The 13,291-nt window shown below is 69.6% G+C and carries 10 protein-coding genes and 1 other RNA gene; 4 read left to right on the top strand and 7 right to left on the bottom strand.

Annotated elements, in window-relative coordinates:
* Positions 1–50 precede the first annotated feature (50 nt).
* Entirely contained in the window at positions 51–389 is a 339-nt protein-coding gene (locus IL992_RS07805; RefSeq protein ID WP_193202615.1) for a type II toxin-antitoxin system Phd/YefM family antitoxin, read from the top strand.
* Entirely contained in the window at positions 386–796 is a 411-nt protein-coding gene (locus tag IL992_RS07800; RefSeq protein WP_193202614.1) for a type II toxin-antitoxin system VapC family toxin, read from the top strand. Before IL992_RS07805 ends, IL992_RS07800 begins: the two co-directional genes overlap by 4 nt.
* A 102-nt stretch (positions 797–898) precedes the next feature.
* Here IL992_RS07800 and ssrA read toward each other — a convergent pair.
* From ssrA to ftsE, 5 genes are all read right to left on the bottom strand, one after another.
* Positions 899–1,283, bottom strand: a transfer-messenger RNA (tmRNA) gene (gene ssrA / locus IL992_RS07795).
* 318 nt (positions 1,284–1,601) lie between these two features.
* On the bottom strand, positions 1,602–3,509 hold the full coding sequence (locus IL992_RS07790; protein ID WP_193202613.1) for a penicillin-binding transpeptidase domain-containing protein: 1,908 nt from the start codon (positions 3,507–3,509) through the stop codon (positions 1,602–1,604).
* A 3-nt stretch (positions 3,510–3,512) separates the two neighbouring features.
* Positions 3,513–3,995 (bottom strand): SsrA-binding protein SmpB, encoded by a 483-nt coding sequence (gene smpB / locus IL992_RS07785; RefSeq protein WP_142562969.1) that lies wholly within the window; start codon positions 3,993–3,995, stop codon positions 3,513–3,515.
* A 57-nt stretch (positions 3,996–4,052) separates the two neighbouring features.
* A complete protein-coding gene (gene ftsX / locus IL992_RS07780) occupies positions 4,053–4,952 on the bottom strand; it encodes a permease-like cell division protein FtsX (RefSeq protein ID WP_193202612.1) in 900 nt (299 codons plus the stop codon).
* A gap of 14 nt (positions 4,953–4,966) precedes the next feature.
* Positions 4,967–5,656, bottom strand: coding sequence for a cell division ATP-binding protein FtsE (ftsE, locus tag IL992_RS07775; RefSeq protein WP_079315626.1), 690 nt, complete (start codon positions 5,654–5,656; stop codon positions 4,967–4,969).
* A 179-nt stretch (positions 5,657–5,835) separates the two neighbouring features.
* On the opposite strand from ftsE, the gene IL992_RS07770 reads away from it, so the two are divergent.
* Complete coding sequence (locus IL992_RS07770) at positions 5,836–6,024, top strand: hypothetical protein (RefSeq protein WP_193202611.1); 189 nt, start codon at positions 5,836–5,838, stop codon at positions 6,022–6,024.
* Here the strand turns inward: IL992_RS07770 and prfB are convergent.
* The gene (prfB, locus tag IL992_RS07765; protein ID WP_193202610.1) at positions 6,018–7,136 is read right to left on the bottom strand and encodes a peptide chain release factor 2; all 1,119 of its coding nucleotides are present in this window, start codon (positions 7,134–7,136) and stop codon (positions 6,018–6,020) included. The two genes, IL992_RS07770 and prfB, sit on opposite strands and share 7 nt — an antisense overlap.
* A gap of 83 nt (positions 7,137–7,219) precedes the next feature.
* Between prfB and IL992_RS07760 the strand changes: the two genes are divergently transcribed.
* On the top strand, positions 7,220–8,308 hold the full coding sequence (locus IL992_RS07760) for a hypothetical protein (protein WP_193202609.1): 1,089 nt from the start codon (positions 7,220–7,222) through the stop codon (positions 8,306–8,308).
* Positions 8,309–8,321: 13 nt separating this feature from the next.
* On the opposite strand, the gene IL992_RS07755 is transcribed toward IL992_RS07760, so the two are convergent.
* Complete coding sequence (locus IL992_RS07755) at positions 8,322–13,265, bottom strand: NAD-glutamate dehydrogenase (protein WP_193202608.1); 4,944 nt, start codon at positions 13,263–13,265, stop codon at positions 8,322–8,324.
* Positions 13,266–13,291: the final 26 nt, after the last annotated feature.

The following is a 13,291-nucleotide window of genomic DNA, read 5'->3' as shown; positions in this document are numbered from 1 at the left end:
AGGCGTGCTACCAGGTGGCACGCCGTAGCGCCCCTGTCTAGAGTGGGTGTATGAGCACTCCTCAGCCTGACCGCGATCACCAGATCTCCCAGCGCGACCTGCGCAACCGGTCGGCGGAGATCATGGATGGCCTGGAGCGCGGCGAAAGCTACGCCGTCACCCGCAACGGCCACCACATCGGTGACCTGGTCCCCATAAGGAGGCGGCGGCGGGCCGTCTCCCGCGCCGAGTTCGCCGCCGTCTCCCGCGGCATGCCGCGACTCGACGACCGCAAGTACCGCGAGGACGCGGACCGCCACGCCGACGACGGCCTCTACGATCCCTACGACCGCGCCTACGGCAGAGGCGAGTTCGCCGAGGACGCCGTGGACGACGGGGAGCAGGGATGACTCACGCCCAGGGGCTGCTCGACACCAACATCCTCATCCTGCGGGCCGGCATCGACCCCACGGAACTGCCCGACGAGATGATGATCAGCGCTATCACCACCGCCGAGTTGTCGGTCGGCGTGCTCACCGCCTCCGGCCCTCAGGAACTCGCCCAGCGCATGAAGATCCTGCAGACCGTCGAGGCGGAGTTCGATCCACTCCCCTTCGACGACACCGCGGCGCGCGAGTATGGTCAGCTCTGGACCGCCGTCATCACCGCAGGGCGCAAACCCCGCCCCCGCACCGCCGACCTGATGATCGCCTGCGTCGCCATCGCCAACCGGCTCCCGCTCTACACGTGCAACCCCAAAGACTTCACGGGCCTCGACCACCTGCTCACCGTCGTCCCTGTGACACGTCCGATCTGAAGTCGATCGTCCCTGCCATGGCGGGATCGGAGGGTCGCCTCCCGGGCAAACAGCGGAAGGGCGGGGAGGAAGCGTTCGCTTCCTCCCCGCCCTTCCGCGGAGATGTGGAGGTGGCGGGAATCGAACCCGCGTCCTTCAACACCAAGACAGGGCTTCTCCGGGTGCAGCCTGTTGCGATTTTCTCGGCCCCGGCGATCTCACAGGCGAGTCGCCGACGGGCCCAGTCACTGTTTGGTTTCCCGTACGGCCCCGTGACCGGGCCGGACGGTTGAGCCTTCTAGCGATGTCAGTTCCGGGCCGAAGGCACTCCCGGGCTGACAGAGGTTTCTCGCTGCTTAGGCGGCGAGAGCCAGGGAAGCCTGGCTGACCTCAGTGCTCTTCTTATTGGCACTTATTGTTCGCGGTCACAGTGTTAACGGGGTTATGTCCGCAGTCCCCGACCCGCTTCCCCTGACTTGCAATGTCGAAGTCGAAACCGGTCACCCCCATGTGCAGTTGTCAATCCAGACCCGAGGGCCTGGCATCACAAGCTTACTCATGACAACACCGGCGACGCGACTCGAATTCCGGCCCCCCGATGCACCCGGGGGCCGACGGGACGCCGAAGCCCCCGGGAACGCGGCCTCTGGCGCACGCCCCGGGGGCTGACCGGCAGGGTCGAGCCGGTCCAGACGGGCAGGGCTCCCCCCGAGATGGAGCCCTGTCCTCATCACGGCGACTGGGCCCGCAACCCCCCAAGCGGGTCCCAGTCACCTAGAAAGACGCCGGTCGCCGCCCTGATGGTTGCTCGCCTCCCGAGCATTTTTCAGGTCTGGGGCTGGGCGTCCCGGAAGAAGCTCCCGGCGATCGCCGAAGCGGCCGCCGTGTCGCCGCTCTGCGCCAGCACGGCGACCGCGACGTCCCCCTGCCAGCCCACGAACCACGAGAGCCTGGTGCGCTCCTTCTTCTCCGTCTGGGTGACCTCGGCGGCCACGCCGTACACGGGGTCGCCGGGCGCGGAGGCGGCGGCGGCCGCGCCGGACGTCACACCGGCCCGCATGAGCGTGCGCAGCTTCGCGGTGATCGCGGGATCGAGCGTCACCGGCTGGACGCCGGCCGGCGTGGCGCCTTCCCCGACCGCCGGGTCGGGAGCGCTGGGCGAGGTCACCAGCACCGGCGGCCGCCACGTGCCGGACTTGACGGCCGCGGCGACGAGGGCCAGCGCCAGCGGGCTCACGCGGGCGCCCTGCCCGGCCATGATCTTCGCGATGGCGGCGTCGCCGCTGGGGGCGTCCATCGACCCGCTGAACGTCTTCAGCGGCAGTTTCCAGTCGCCGCCGATGCCGAACTGGCTCGCGCTGGCGGACAGCCGCTGCCCGCTCATCCGCCGGGCCAGCGACGCCAGGGCGGTCACACAGCCCTGCGCGAAGTCGGTCTGGAAGGTGGGCACCGTCACGCCGTTGACGCCGGGCTGCTGGAATCGGGCTCCGCCCACGGTGCGGTCGGCGCTGCACGGCACCTTCTGCTTCGGGTCGAGGCCCGACTGGAGCAGTCCTTCCGCGGCGATGACGGAGAAGGCGGTGCCGGCCGCGAACCTGCCCGCCAGTGCGTCCTTCTCCTGGTGGAGCTGGTTGGTGGAGACGGCGAGCAACTGGCCGGTGGAGGCCTGCACCGCGACGAGCGCGGCCGGCCGGGACCCCGCCACCGCGGCGTCCCCCACGCTCTGGAGGCGGCTGTCGATCGTGGTCTGGACCGACGAGTTCTCTCGCCCCGGCCACGCCTTGAGCTCCTTGACCAGCCGCCCGGTGGCGTTGTCGAGGATGACGACCCGGGTCTCGGTCGAGCCGGTGAGCTGGTCCTGGTAGGCCTTCTGCAGGCCGTCCCTGCCGAGCGTGTCGCCGGCCCGCTGCGGCCCGCCGAGGCGCTGCTCCGCCTCCGGGGTGATGGCCGTGACCACCCCGACGATCTGGGTGGGCGACTTGGGGGCGACCGGCGGGTTGTCGATCTGGAACTCCAGGCCTTGGATGGCCTCCAGCTTGACCCTGATCTGGGCGAACTTCGTCCGCCCGAACGTCGCGAGGGGGACGAAGTCCTGCGGGGGCGACGACAGGATGCGGCTCAGCAGGCGGTCCTGGGCGAAGCCGGTGACCTTCGACAGCTGGTCGCAGAGCCGGCCGGGGTCCTTGACCTTGGCGGGGAAGACCCCGGCGACGTGCAGGACGGTCTCGTCCTGCAATGAGTTGCCGTTCCGGTCGAGGATCGGCTTGCGGCCCTTGGGGACGGTGGCGACCGCGAGCCGCTGCCCGGGGTGGAGGTCGGGGTGGATGACGCTCGGCGACCACCGCACCTTCCACTGGCCGCCGACCAGGTGCAGGGGCAGGTTCCCGTCGTACTGCCAGAGGGGGTTGTTCTCACCGAGGTCCACCTCGGCGTGGTAGCCGGCCTGCGCGGCGTCGCCGTCCTGGCTGATCCCCCGCAGGGAGAAGCGGATCGAGGCGGCGTCCAGTTGCAGCCGGGCGTCCTCCAGCGCCTTGCGCACCGCCGCCTGGTCGCCGTCGGCCCGCCGGGCGGCGGCCGCGTAGTCCCCCGTCTGCCAGCCGACGAGGAAGTCGCGCACCGCGTCGTGCGGCGACGGCTCCTCGAAGCAGCCGGTCAGCAGGGGCGCGGCCAAGCCCAGCGCGAGCGCGGCCCGTACGGCTTTCGCCCGGACGACCCCGAATGATCGGAAGGACACGGCCTAACGGCCCCCCCGGCGGCGGACCGCGTTCGACATGGCCCGTGCCATCTCCCGGCTGGCCTGCTTCTCCATGAGCGTCTGCCGCTTGTCGTAGTCCTTCTTACCCCTGGCGATCCCGATTTCGATCTTCGCCCGGCCGTCCTTGAAGTACATCGACAGCGGGATCAGCGTGAGGCCCTTCTCCTTCAGCGTCGCGTCGAGCTTGCCGATCTCCTTGCGGTTCAGCAGCAGCTTGCGGGTGCGCCGGGCGGCGTGGTTGGTCCAGGTGCCCTGGCTGTACTCCGGGATGTACACGTTGATCAGCCAGACCTCGCCGCCCTCGACCGAGGCGTAGCCGTCGGTCAGGTTGGCCTTTCCCGCCCGCAGGGACTTGACCTCGGTGCCGGTCAGGACGAGCCCGGCCTCGTAGGTGTCCTCGATGAAGAAGTCGTGCCTGGCACGCTTGTTCTGGGCGATCAGCTTGCGCCCGGTCTCACGTGGCATAAAGGGAGCCTACCGTCGCCGCGAAGGGCGGAAACGAACTGCGCGGCCGGTGCGGGATCACACCCGCAGGTAGCGGCGCAGGGTGACGAACGAGGCGAGCACACAGATCAGCACGCCGATGGCCATGGTGCCGGTGATCACGCCGGCGACCGTGTCCCAGCCGAGGGGCGCGGCCATGTAGGTCTGGATCGACTCGAAGATGAAGACCTTGACGATGATCAGGATCACGCCGGACAGCACGCCGCCGATGAGGCCCGCGATCAGGCCCTCCAGCACGAACGGAAGCTGGATGTAGATGTTGGAGGCGCCGACCAGCCGCATGATGCCGGTCTCCCTTCGGCGGTTGTACGCCGACAGCCGGACCGTGTTGCCGATCAGCAGGGTGGCCGCGATCACCATGAGGATCGCGATGCCGAGCGCCACGTTGCGCAGCGTGTCCATGAAGCCGAAGACCGACTGGAGCAGGTCGCGCTCGTTGACGACGTTGGAGACGCCTGGCTGCCCCTTGAGGCTGCTCGCCACGGCGGCCGCCTTCTCCGGGTCCTTCAGCTTGACCCGGAACGACTCCGGCATGTCCTCGGGCTTGGTCACCGAGAGCAGCAGTGTGTTGTTCTCGGTGCTCTGGAAGTTCTTGAACGCCTGGGCCTGGTTCTCGAACTGCACCCGCTCGACATCCGGGAGCGCCTTGATCGTCTGCTCCAGGGTGCCCTTCTCCTCCTGTGTGACCGCGCCCCTGTTCTTACAGGGTTCGAAGGGCGAGCCCTTGGTGCACAGGTAGACCGAAAGCTCGACCTTGTCACTCCAGAAGCCGGTCAGCTTCGAGACCTGGGAGTTGATCATCAGTCCGACGCCGAGCAGCGCCATGCCGACCGCCACGGTCACGATCACCGCGATGGTCATCGTGAGGTTGCGCCGAAGGCCGATCCAGACCTCGGAGAAGATGAAGTTGGCCCGCATGGTCCCAGTTACTCCTAATACGCCTGGCCGTACACGCCGCGCGACTGGTCGCGGACGATCTTGCCGTCCTCGAGCTCGACCACCCGCTTGCGCATGGAGTCGACGATCGCGGCGTCGTGTGTCGCCATGAGGACGGTCGTGCCAGTCCTGTTGATTCGGTCGAGCACCTTCATGATGCCGATGCTCGTGGCAGGGTCGATGTTTCCCGTGGGCTCGTCGGCGAGAAGGATCATCGGCCGGTTGACGAACGCGCGGGCCATGGCGACCCGCTGCTGCTCACCACCGGACAGCTCCTCCGGCATGCGGTGCGCCTTGCCCTCGAGGCCCACGAGCTCGATGACCTCGGGCACGACCTTGCGGATGAAGCGGCGCGGCTTGCCGATGACCTCCAGGGCGAACGCCACGTTCTCGTAGACGTTCTTGTTCGGCAGCAGCCGGAAGTCCTGGAACACGCAGCCGATGCGGCGGCGCAGGTGCGGCACCTTGAAGTTGGACAGCTTCGACAGGTCCTTGCCGGCCACGTGGATGGAGCCGCTGTTGGGCCGCTCCTCCTTCAGCACCAGCCGGAGGAAGGTGGACTTCCCCGACCCTGACGGACCGACCAGGAACACGAACTCGCCCTTGTCGACATCCACGCTCACGTGGTCGAGGGCGGGCCGGTTTTGGTTCGCGTAGACCTTGGTGACATTATCGAAATGGATCACGGGCGCATCACGGCTAGCCAGTCTAGGGGGTGGGACGGCCGGTCCGGGGGTCGCCGGTCACTTTGCTCTGGATCGACGTTCCGTTTGGCCAGAGGCCAGTCTAGGGGTAACACTGGCATGGAACGTCCATAACGGAAACAAAACGATTAGCCCTTGGGCGATGGGGCGGTAAAGCTGCTATGAGCTGCGAACATCTGATCTGCGCCGCGTGCGCGGGCCCCGTGGTGGAGGGGCGCTGCCCCGTCTGCCGCGAGGGCCGCGCCAAGGTTCACCACCACGGGTTCATGGGGCTGCCGCCCCTGGTCATCGCGCTGATCGTGCTACTGGTCGTGGCACTGGTCGCGCTCACCCACGTCAGCGGTTACTGACCGTCACCCGACTCCTGGCGCCGCGCCCAGCGGATCTCGCCCTCGATGAACTCGTCGAGGTCGCCGTCCAGCACGGCGGAGGGGTTGCCCGCCTCCACACCCGTACGCAGGTCCTTGACGATCTGATAGGGGTGCAGCACGTAGTTGCGGATCTGCGTGCCCCATGACGTCGTCGCCTCGCCGCGCAGCTCGTTCATCGCCGCGGCCTCCTCCTGGCGCTTGCGCTCGAGCAGCTTGGCCTGGAGGACGGCCATCGCCGTCGCGCGGTTCTGCAGCTGCGACCGCTCGTTCTGGCAGGAGACCACGATGCCGGTCGGGAGGTGGGTGATCCGCACGGCCGAGTCGGTCGTGTTCACGCCCTGGCCGCCCGGCCCGGACGACCGGTAGACGTCGATGCGCAGGTCGTCCTCGTTGATGTCGATGTGGTCGGTCTGCTCGACCACGGGCACCACGTCCACGCCCGCGAACGAGGTCTGCCGGCGGCCCTGGTTGTCGAACGGGCTGATCCGCACCAGCCGGTGGGTGCCGTGCTCGCCCCTGAGCGTGCCGTACGCGTAAGGGGCCTTGACCGCGAAGGTGGCCGACTTGATGCCGGCCTCCTCGGCGTAGGAGGTCTCGTAGACCTCCGCCGGGTAGCCCTTGCGCTCGGCCCACCGCAGGTACATGCGCAGCAGCATCTGGGCCCAGTCGGCCGCGTCGACGCCGCCCGCCTGCGAGTTGATGGTCACCAGGGCCTCGCGGGCGTCGTACTCGCCCGACAGGAGCGTGCGGACCTCGAGCGCGCCGACCTCGGACCTGAGCGCGGAGAGCTCCCTTTCCGCCTCGGCCAGCGCGTCCTCGTCGCCCTCCTCGGACGCCAGCTCGAACAGGACCGGAAGGTCCTCGAGGCGGCGGCCCAGACCGTCCACCCGGTTGACCTCGGCCTGCAGGTGGGAGAGTCGGCTGGTGACGCGCTGCGCCTGCTCGGGGTCGTTCCACAGGTCGGGCGCGGCAGCCTGCTCCTCCAACTCGGCGATCTGCTTGCGCAGGGCGTCGAGGTCGAGCACGTCCTGAATGCCCTTCAGCGTGCCGCTAAGCTCGTTGATCTCTTCGGCTGGATCGATGACTGCCACGTCTGTAAAGGGTACGCGAATCGGGGACCCGGTCAGGCAGCGCGCCTCGGTAGCATGTGGATCGATTGCATGGGGAGGCTGGCGTGAACGGGGTCGTTCGGAGTGCGCTGGCCCTTGCCCTCGTCACCTGTACGGCCGTCGCCTGCTCGGGCGGGGAGCCGGCCCGGCCGACGGCCAGCCCTGCGGCGGCCACCTCCGCCCTGCCGAGTCCCGGCGAGAGCCCGTCACCGTCGCCCAGTCCCCCGGCGGTGACGCTGGAGGAGGCGTCCCGGGCGCTCGACGCGTTCCTGGACACCGACGACGTGCTGCGGCTGGCCGGGGCCGACCGGTGGGAGCTCCTGCTCACCCAGGACGGCCAGCGGCCCATCACGATCGCCGGCATCCACTCCCAGGAGGGCGAGCCCGCCCGCTACACCTGGGATCGCCGTACGGTGCTCGTGCCCCGGCAGAGCGGCCGCTCGACCGTCTGGTTCGCGGCCACCGCCCGGCGGCGCGACGCGTCCGGCGAGGTCCGCACGGGAGTGTTCACGTTCGTACGGCAGGGCCAGGACGGGCGGTGGCTCAACAGCTTCGCGTCCTTGCTCTATCCCGGCGAGAAGCCGCCCTCGGTCGCCCTCGACGCGGACGGGTACGCCACGGCGCTGGAGTCGCGCGACGCCTCGGTGGCCATCAGCCCCAACCTGATGGGCCCCCTGCACGCCACGGTCGCCGAGGAGGGCCCCAAGGGCTACGCCTCCGGGCTGATCGCCCCCGGCCCGCAGACGACGGGCTTCTACGACGAGATCGTCAAGACCAAGGTGACGGCGAAGGCCGACGACTGCATGGTCTACGAGTCGATCTTCGCCTCGGCTCCCAACTACCCGACCTTCGCCCTGCGCACCCGCGACGGCGGCGCGATGATGCTGTACACGCTGATCCGCACGTCCTCGTGGACCGCCAGCGCCCAGCCGCAGGGCCAGCCCCAGGGGCTGAAGTGCGCCGAGGGCCGTCCGGTGGCGATCCCCGCCGAAGCCCGCTGGCTGCTGAATCCCGCCAAGAACCTGTTCATCCGGCAGAAGCGGCAGATCGTCGAGACCCAGCAGTACGTGAGCGCGGTGCCGCCCAAGGCGTCCACCGCGCCCGCGCACGTCGTCGGCTACGAGGGCTTCGTCACCGGCGGCTCCAACCGCTGATCGCCAGGCATGGTCACGCCTCCGCGTGGGGGAGGTTGCTGGTGGAGACCAGCGTCCGCACCGCACGCAGCGCGACCGACAGCGTCGCCAGGTCGAAGGTGTCGCTCTCCCAGATCTCCGACAGCGTCTGCCGCGACCGCGTCACCGCGGCCTGGTTGGCCTCCGTCCAGCTCGCCAGCCGCTCCTCCGGCGACAGGCCCGGCCGGCTGTGGATCAGCACGTCCCTGGTCAGCGTCGCGTGGGCGGCGTACAGGTCATCGCGCAGCGCCGACCTGGCCATCGAGTTCCACCGGCTGTCGCGCGGCAGCGCGATCACCCGCTCGCGCAACCGGGCGAGCTGGAGCCGGTCGGCCAGGTCGAAGTAGACCTCGGCCACCTCGCTCACCGGCCGGCCCGTGTACGCCGCGATCTCCACGAGGTCGAACGTGGAGTAGGCCGGCACCATCGCCGCGACCCGCTCGGCCAGCTCGCCGGGCACGCCCCTGGCCACGAAGGAGTCCCGGCGCTCCTCATACGCCGCCAGGTCGGGGCCGGTCAGCAGCTTGGGCAGGTGGGGCAGCAGGCCACCGGCGCCCTCGATGAAGTAGCGGGCCGTGGAGGCGAGGTCGAGCGGGGGGCGGCGGTTGCCGAGCAGCCAGCGGGTGCCGCGCTCGGACAGCTTGCGGCCCTCCAGCAGCATGGCGAGCTGGGTCCCGGTGTCCACCTCGTTGTCCAGCTCCTCGATCTGGCGCACGAACGAGGGCAGGTCGAAGACCTCCCGCGTCACCAGGTAGGCCCGCACGATGTCGGCCGTCGAGGCGCCGGTCTCCTCACCGAAGCGGTAGACGAAGCTCGTGCCGCCGAAGTTCACCACGTCGTTCACGATCCGGGTCGTGATGATCTCCCGGCGCAGCGGGTGGGAGTCCATGTACGTCCGGAAGCGCTCGCGCAGGGCCGAGGGGAAGTAGGACACCAGCCACGACGCCAGCGACGGGTCGTCGGGGATGTCCGACTGCAGCAGTTCCGCGTCCACCACGAGCTTGGTGTAGGCGAGCAGCACCGCGAACTCGGGGTTGCTGAGCCCGAGCCCGGCCTGGCGCCGCTCGGCGAGCACCTTGTCCGAGGGCAGGAACTCCAGCTCCCGGTTGACCAGCCCCTCGCGCTCCAGCCTCCGCAGGTAGCGGGCGTGGATGTGCAGCATCTCCGGCGCCTGCGCGCGGGCCGCCGCGAGCACGACGTTCTGGGCGTAGTTGTCCTCCAGCACCAGCCTGCCCACCTCGTCGGTCATGTCGAGGAAGAGCTGGTTGCGCTGCTTGTCGGTCATGTCGCCGTCGCGGACGACCTGGTCGAGCAGGATCTTGATGTTCACCTCGTGGTCGGAGGTGTCCACACCGGCCGAGTTGTCGATGAAGTCGGTGTTGATCAGCCCGCCGTTCAGCGCGAACTCGATCCGGGCGCGCTGGGTGAAGCCGAGGTTGCCGCCCTCGCCCACGACCTTGCAGCGCAGGTCGGCCGCGTTGATCCGCAGTGCGTCGTTGGCCTTGTCCCCCACGTCGGCGTGGGTCTCCGACGACGCCTTGACGTACGTGCCGATGCCGCCGTTCCACAGCAGGTCGACGGGGGCCCGCAGGATCGCGCTGATCAGGTCGTTCGGCGCGAGCGCGGTGACGCCGTGCGGGAGGCCGAGCGCGGCGCGCGTCTGCGGCGAGACCGGGATCGACTTCGCGGTGCGCGGCCACACGCCGCCGCCCGCCGAGATGAGCGACCTGTCGTAGTCGTCCCAGGAGCTTCTGGGCAGCTCGAACAGCCGTCGCCGCTCGGCGAAGCTCCGCGCGGCGTCCGGGTCGGGGTCGACGAACACGTGCCGGTGGTCGAAGGCCGCCACGAGCCGGATGTGCTCCGACAGGAGCATGCCGTTGCCGAACACGTCGCCGGACATGTCGCCGACGCCGACCACGGTGAAGTCGGTGCTCTGCACGTCCACGCCGAGCGTGCGGAAGTGGTACTTGACCGACTCCCAGGCGCCCCTGGCGGTGATGCCCATGGCCTTGTGGTCGTAGCCGACCGACCCGCCGGAGGCGAAGGCGTCGCCGAGCCAGTAGCCGTACTCCTTGGCCACCTCGTTCGCGATGTCGGAGAACGTCGCGGTGCCCTTGTCGGCGGCCACCACGAGGTAGGTGTCGTCGCCGTCGTGCCGCACGACGTCGGGCGGCGGCACGACCTCCCCCGCGGCCAGGTTGTCGGTGAGGTCGAGCAGGCCGGAGATGAACTGGCGGTAGCAGGCCACGCCCTCGGCCAGGAACTCGTCGCGCCCGCCCGCGGGGGGACGCTTGACGACGAAGCCGCCCTTCGAGCCGGTCGGCACGATGACGGTGTTCTTGACCATCTGCGCCTTGACCAGGCCGAGGATCTCCGTGCGGAAGTCCTCCATGCGGTCCGACCAGCGCAGGCCGCCGCGGGCGACCTTGCCGAAGCGCAGGTGCACGCCCTCGACCCGCGGCGAGTACACGAAGATCTCGTACTTCGGCCGGGGCAGCGGCAGCACGCTGATCGCCTGCGAATCGACCTTCAGGGAGATGTACGGCTTGCGCCTGCCGGTGACGAACTGGCTGCCCGCGTCCCCGGCGTCGCGCCCGTCGTCGCGCGCGGCCTGGAAGACGTTGGTGCGCAGCGTCGCCTGGATCATCTCCAGGTAGGCCCGCAGGATGCGGTCCTCGTCGAGCGAGGCCACCTCGTCCAGCGAGGCGAGGATCTCCTCGGTCAGCGCGTCGCAGACCTCCGGCCTGCCGTCGTCGGGCCGGCGCGGGTCGAGCCTGGCCTCGAACAGCCGCACCAGCAGCCGGGCCAGCCGCACGTTGCCGCGCAGCACCTTCTCGATGTACGACTGGCTGAACGTGGTCCCGGCCTGCCGCAGATACTTGGCGTACGCCCGGAGGATCTCGGCCTGCTCCCAGGTGAGCCCGCCGGCCAGCACGAGCGCGTTGAAGCCGTCGTTCTCCACCTCGCCGCGCCACAGCACGCCGAACGCGTCCTGGAACAGCCGCTTGAACTCGTCGCGGTGCACCTCCTCGGAGGGGGTGTACCGCAGGCCGAAGTCGTAGATCCAGGCGTCCCTGGTGTCGGGGTCGTGGTCGCGGTCGACCTCGTACGGCCGCTCGTCCACCACCTCGACGCCCATCCGCGTGAGCAGCGGGAGCACCCGCGACAGCGAGATCGGCGCGCCCAGCCGGTAGAGCTTGAAGCGCCGCTCCCCCTCGGCCGCGCCGTACGGCTCGTAGAGGTTCATGCCGATGGCGTTCGGGTCCTCGCCGAGCGCCTCCAGCCGCTTGAGGTCGGCGACGGCCGTACGCGCGGGGAAATCGGCCTTGTAGCCCTCGGGGAAGGCGGTGCCGTAGCGGCGCAGGAGCCGGGGCGCGTCCTCCTCCGGGCACAGCTCGTTGATCGCGGCGGCGAGGTCGTCCTCCCACGTGCGGGTGGTGGCGGCAAGCCGCGCCTCCAGCTCCTCGACGTCGACCGGCGTCTCGGCGAGCGGTGTGCCGCGCTCACCGCGGATCACGACATGCAGCCGGGCCAGCGCCGACTCGCCGATCATCGTACTGTAGTCGAGCGAGGTGCCGCCGAGCGCCTTCATCAGGATCCGCTGCATGTGCAGGCGGACCTTGGTGGTGTAGCGGTCACGCGGCAGGAAGATCAGGCAGGAGATGTAGCGGCCGTAGTCGTCGCGGCGCAGGAACAGCTTGACCTGCTTGCGCTCGCGCAGCCGCAGCACGCCGAGCGCGATGGGCAGCAGCTCGCCCACGGACATCTGGAAGAGCTCGGTGCGCGGGTAGGTCTCCAGGATCTCCATCAGATCCTTGCCGTCGTGGCTGTCGGGCGACAGCCCGGCACGTTCCAGCACCTCGGCGAGCTTGCGCCGCAGGACCGGGATGCGGGAGATCGACTCGTTGTACGCCACGTGGGTGAACAACCCGAGGAACCGCCGCTCGCCGATGACCTCGCCCTCGGGCGAGAAGACCTTGACCCCGACGTAGTCGAGGTAGTGGGGCTTGTAGACGGTGGCCCGGCTGTTGGCCTTGGTGACGATCAGCAGCTGCTTCTCCCGCGCCTTCGCCCGCACCTTCGGCGGCAGGGCCGCGAAGCTGGCCGATCCGGCCTTGTCGGCCCGCAGGATGCCGAGCCCGGTGCCGGGCAGGGCGCGCAGGGCGATGCCGCCGTCGGTGTCCTCCAGCCGATACTCCCGGTAGCCCAGGAACGTGAAGTGGCCGTCGGCGAGCCAGCGCAGCAGCTCCATGCCGTCCTCGACCTGCGCGGGCTCGAGCGGCGGCGGGTTGACCGCCAGGTCCTCGGCGGTCTGCACCGCCAGCGCCCGCATCTTGGCGAAGTCCTCGACCGCGCAGCGCACGTCGAGCAGCACCCGCTTCAGGTCGCTCTCCAGCTCCTTGAGCACGGCGTGGTCGGCCTGCCGGTCGATCTCGATGTGCATCCACGACTCGCGGACGACCTGCCCGGTCATGTTCTCCTGGTCCGGGCCGAGCAGCTCGCCGGTCATGTCCCTGCGCACCCGCATCTGGGGGTGGACGATCAGGTGGGTGCCGATCTCGTGCCGGTCCAGCTCGGTCGTCACCGAGTCGACGAGGAACGGCATGTCGTCGGTGACGATCTGGACCACCGTGCGGCCCGGGTCCCAGCCGCACTCCTCAAGGGTGGGGGTGTAGACGCGGACCAGCGCGCGTCCCTGCGGCCGGTGCTGGGCCAGGTGGCGGTGGGCCATCGCGGGGCCGTACACGTCCACCGGGTCGCGGTCGGCCAGGTCCTCGACCGGGACGTTGCGGTAGTACCGCCTCAGGAAGGCCAGGACGTCCTCGCCCTCCACCTGCAGCGCTCCCGGCGCGTGCGCGCACCTCTCGGCGGCGATGCGGAGAAGCTCGTCCAGCGCTTCATCCGATTCCTGCCGATTCAGCGCCATTTCGAGCGGCATGTCGCTACTCACTCCCTTGTGAGGAT

Source organism: Microbispora sitophila (assembly GCF_014892245.1).
GTDB lineage: Bacteria > Actinomycetota > Actinomycetes > Streptosporangiales > Streptosporangiaceae > Microbispora > Microbispora siamensis.
The sequence above is the reverse complement of the archived record's forward strand: the minus strand, read 5'-3'. Positions and strand labels throughout refer to the sequence as shown.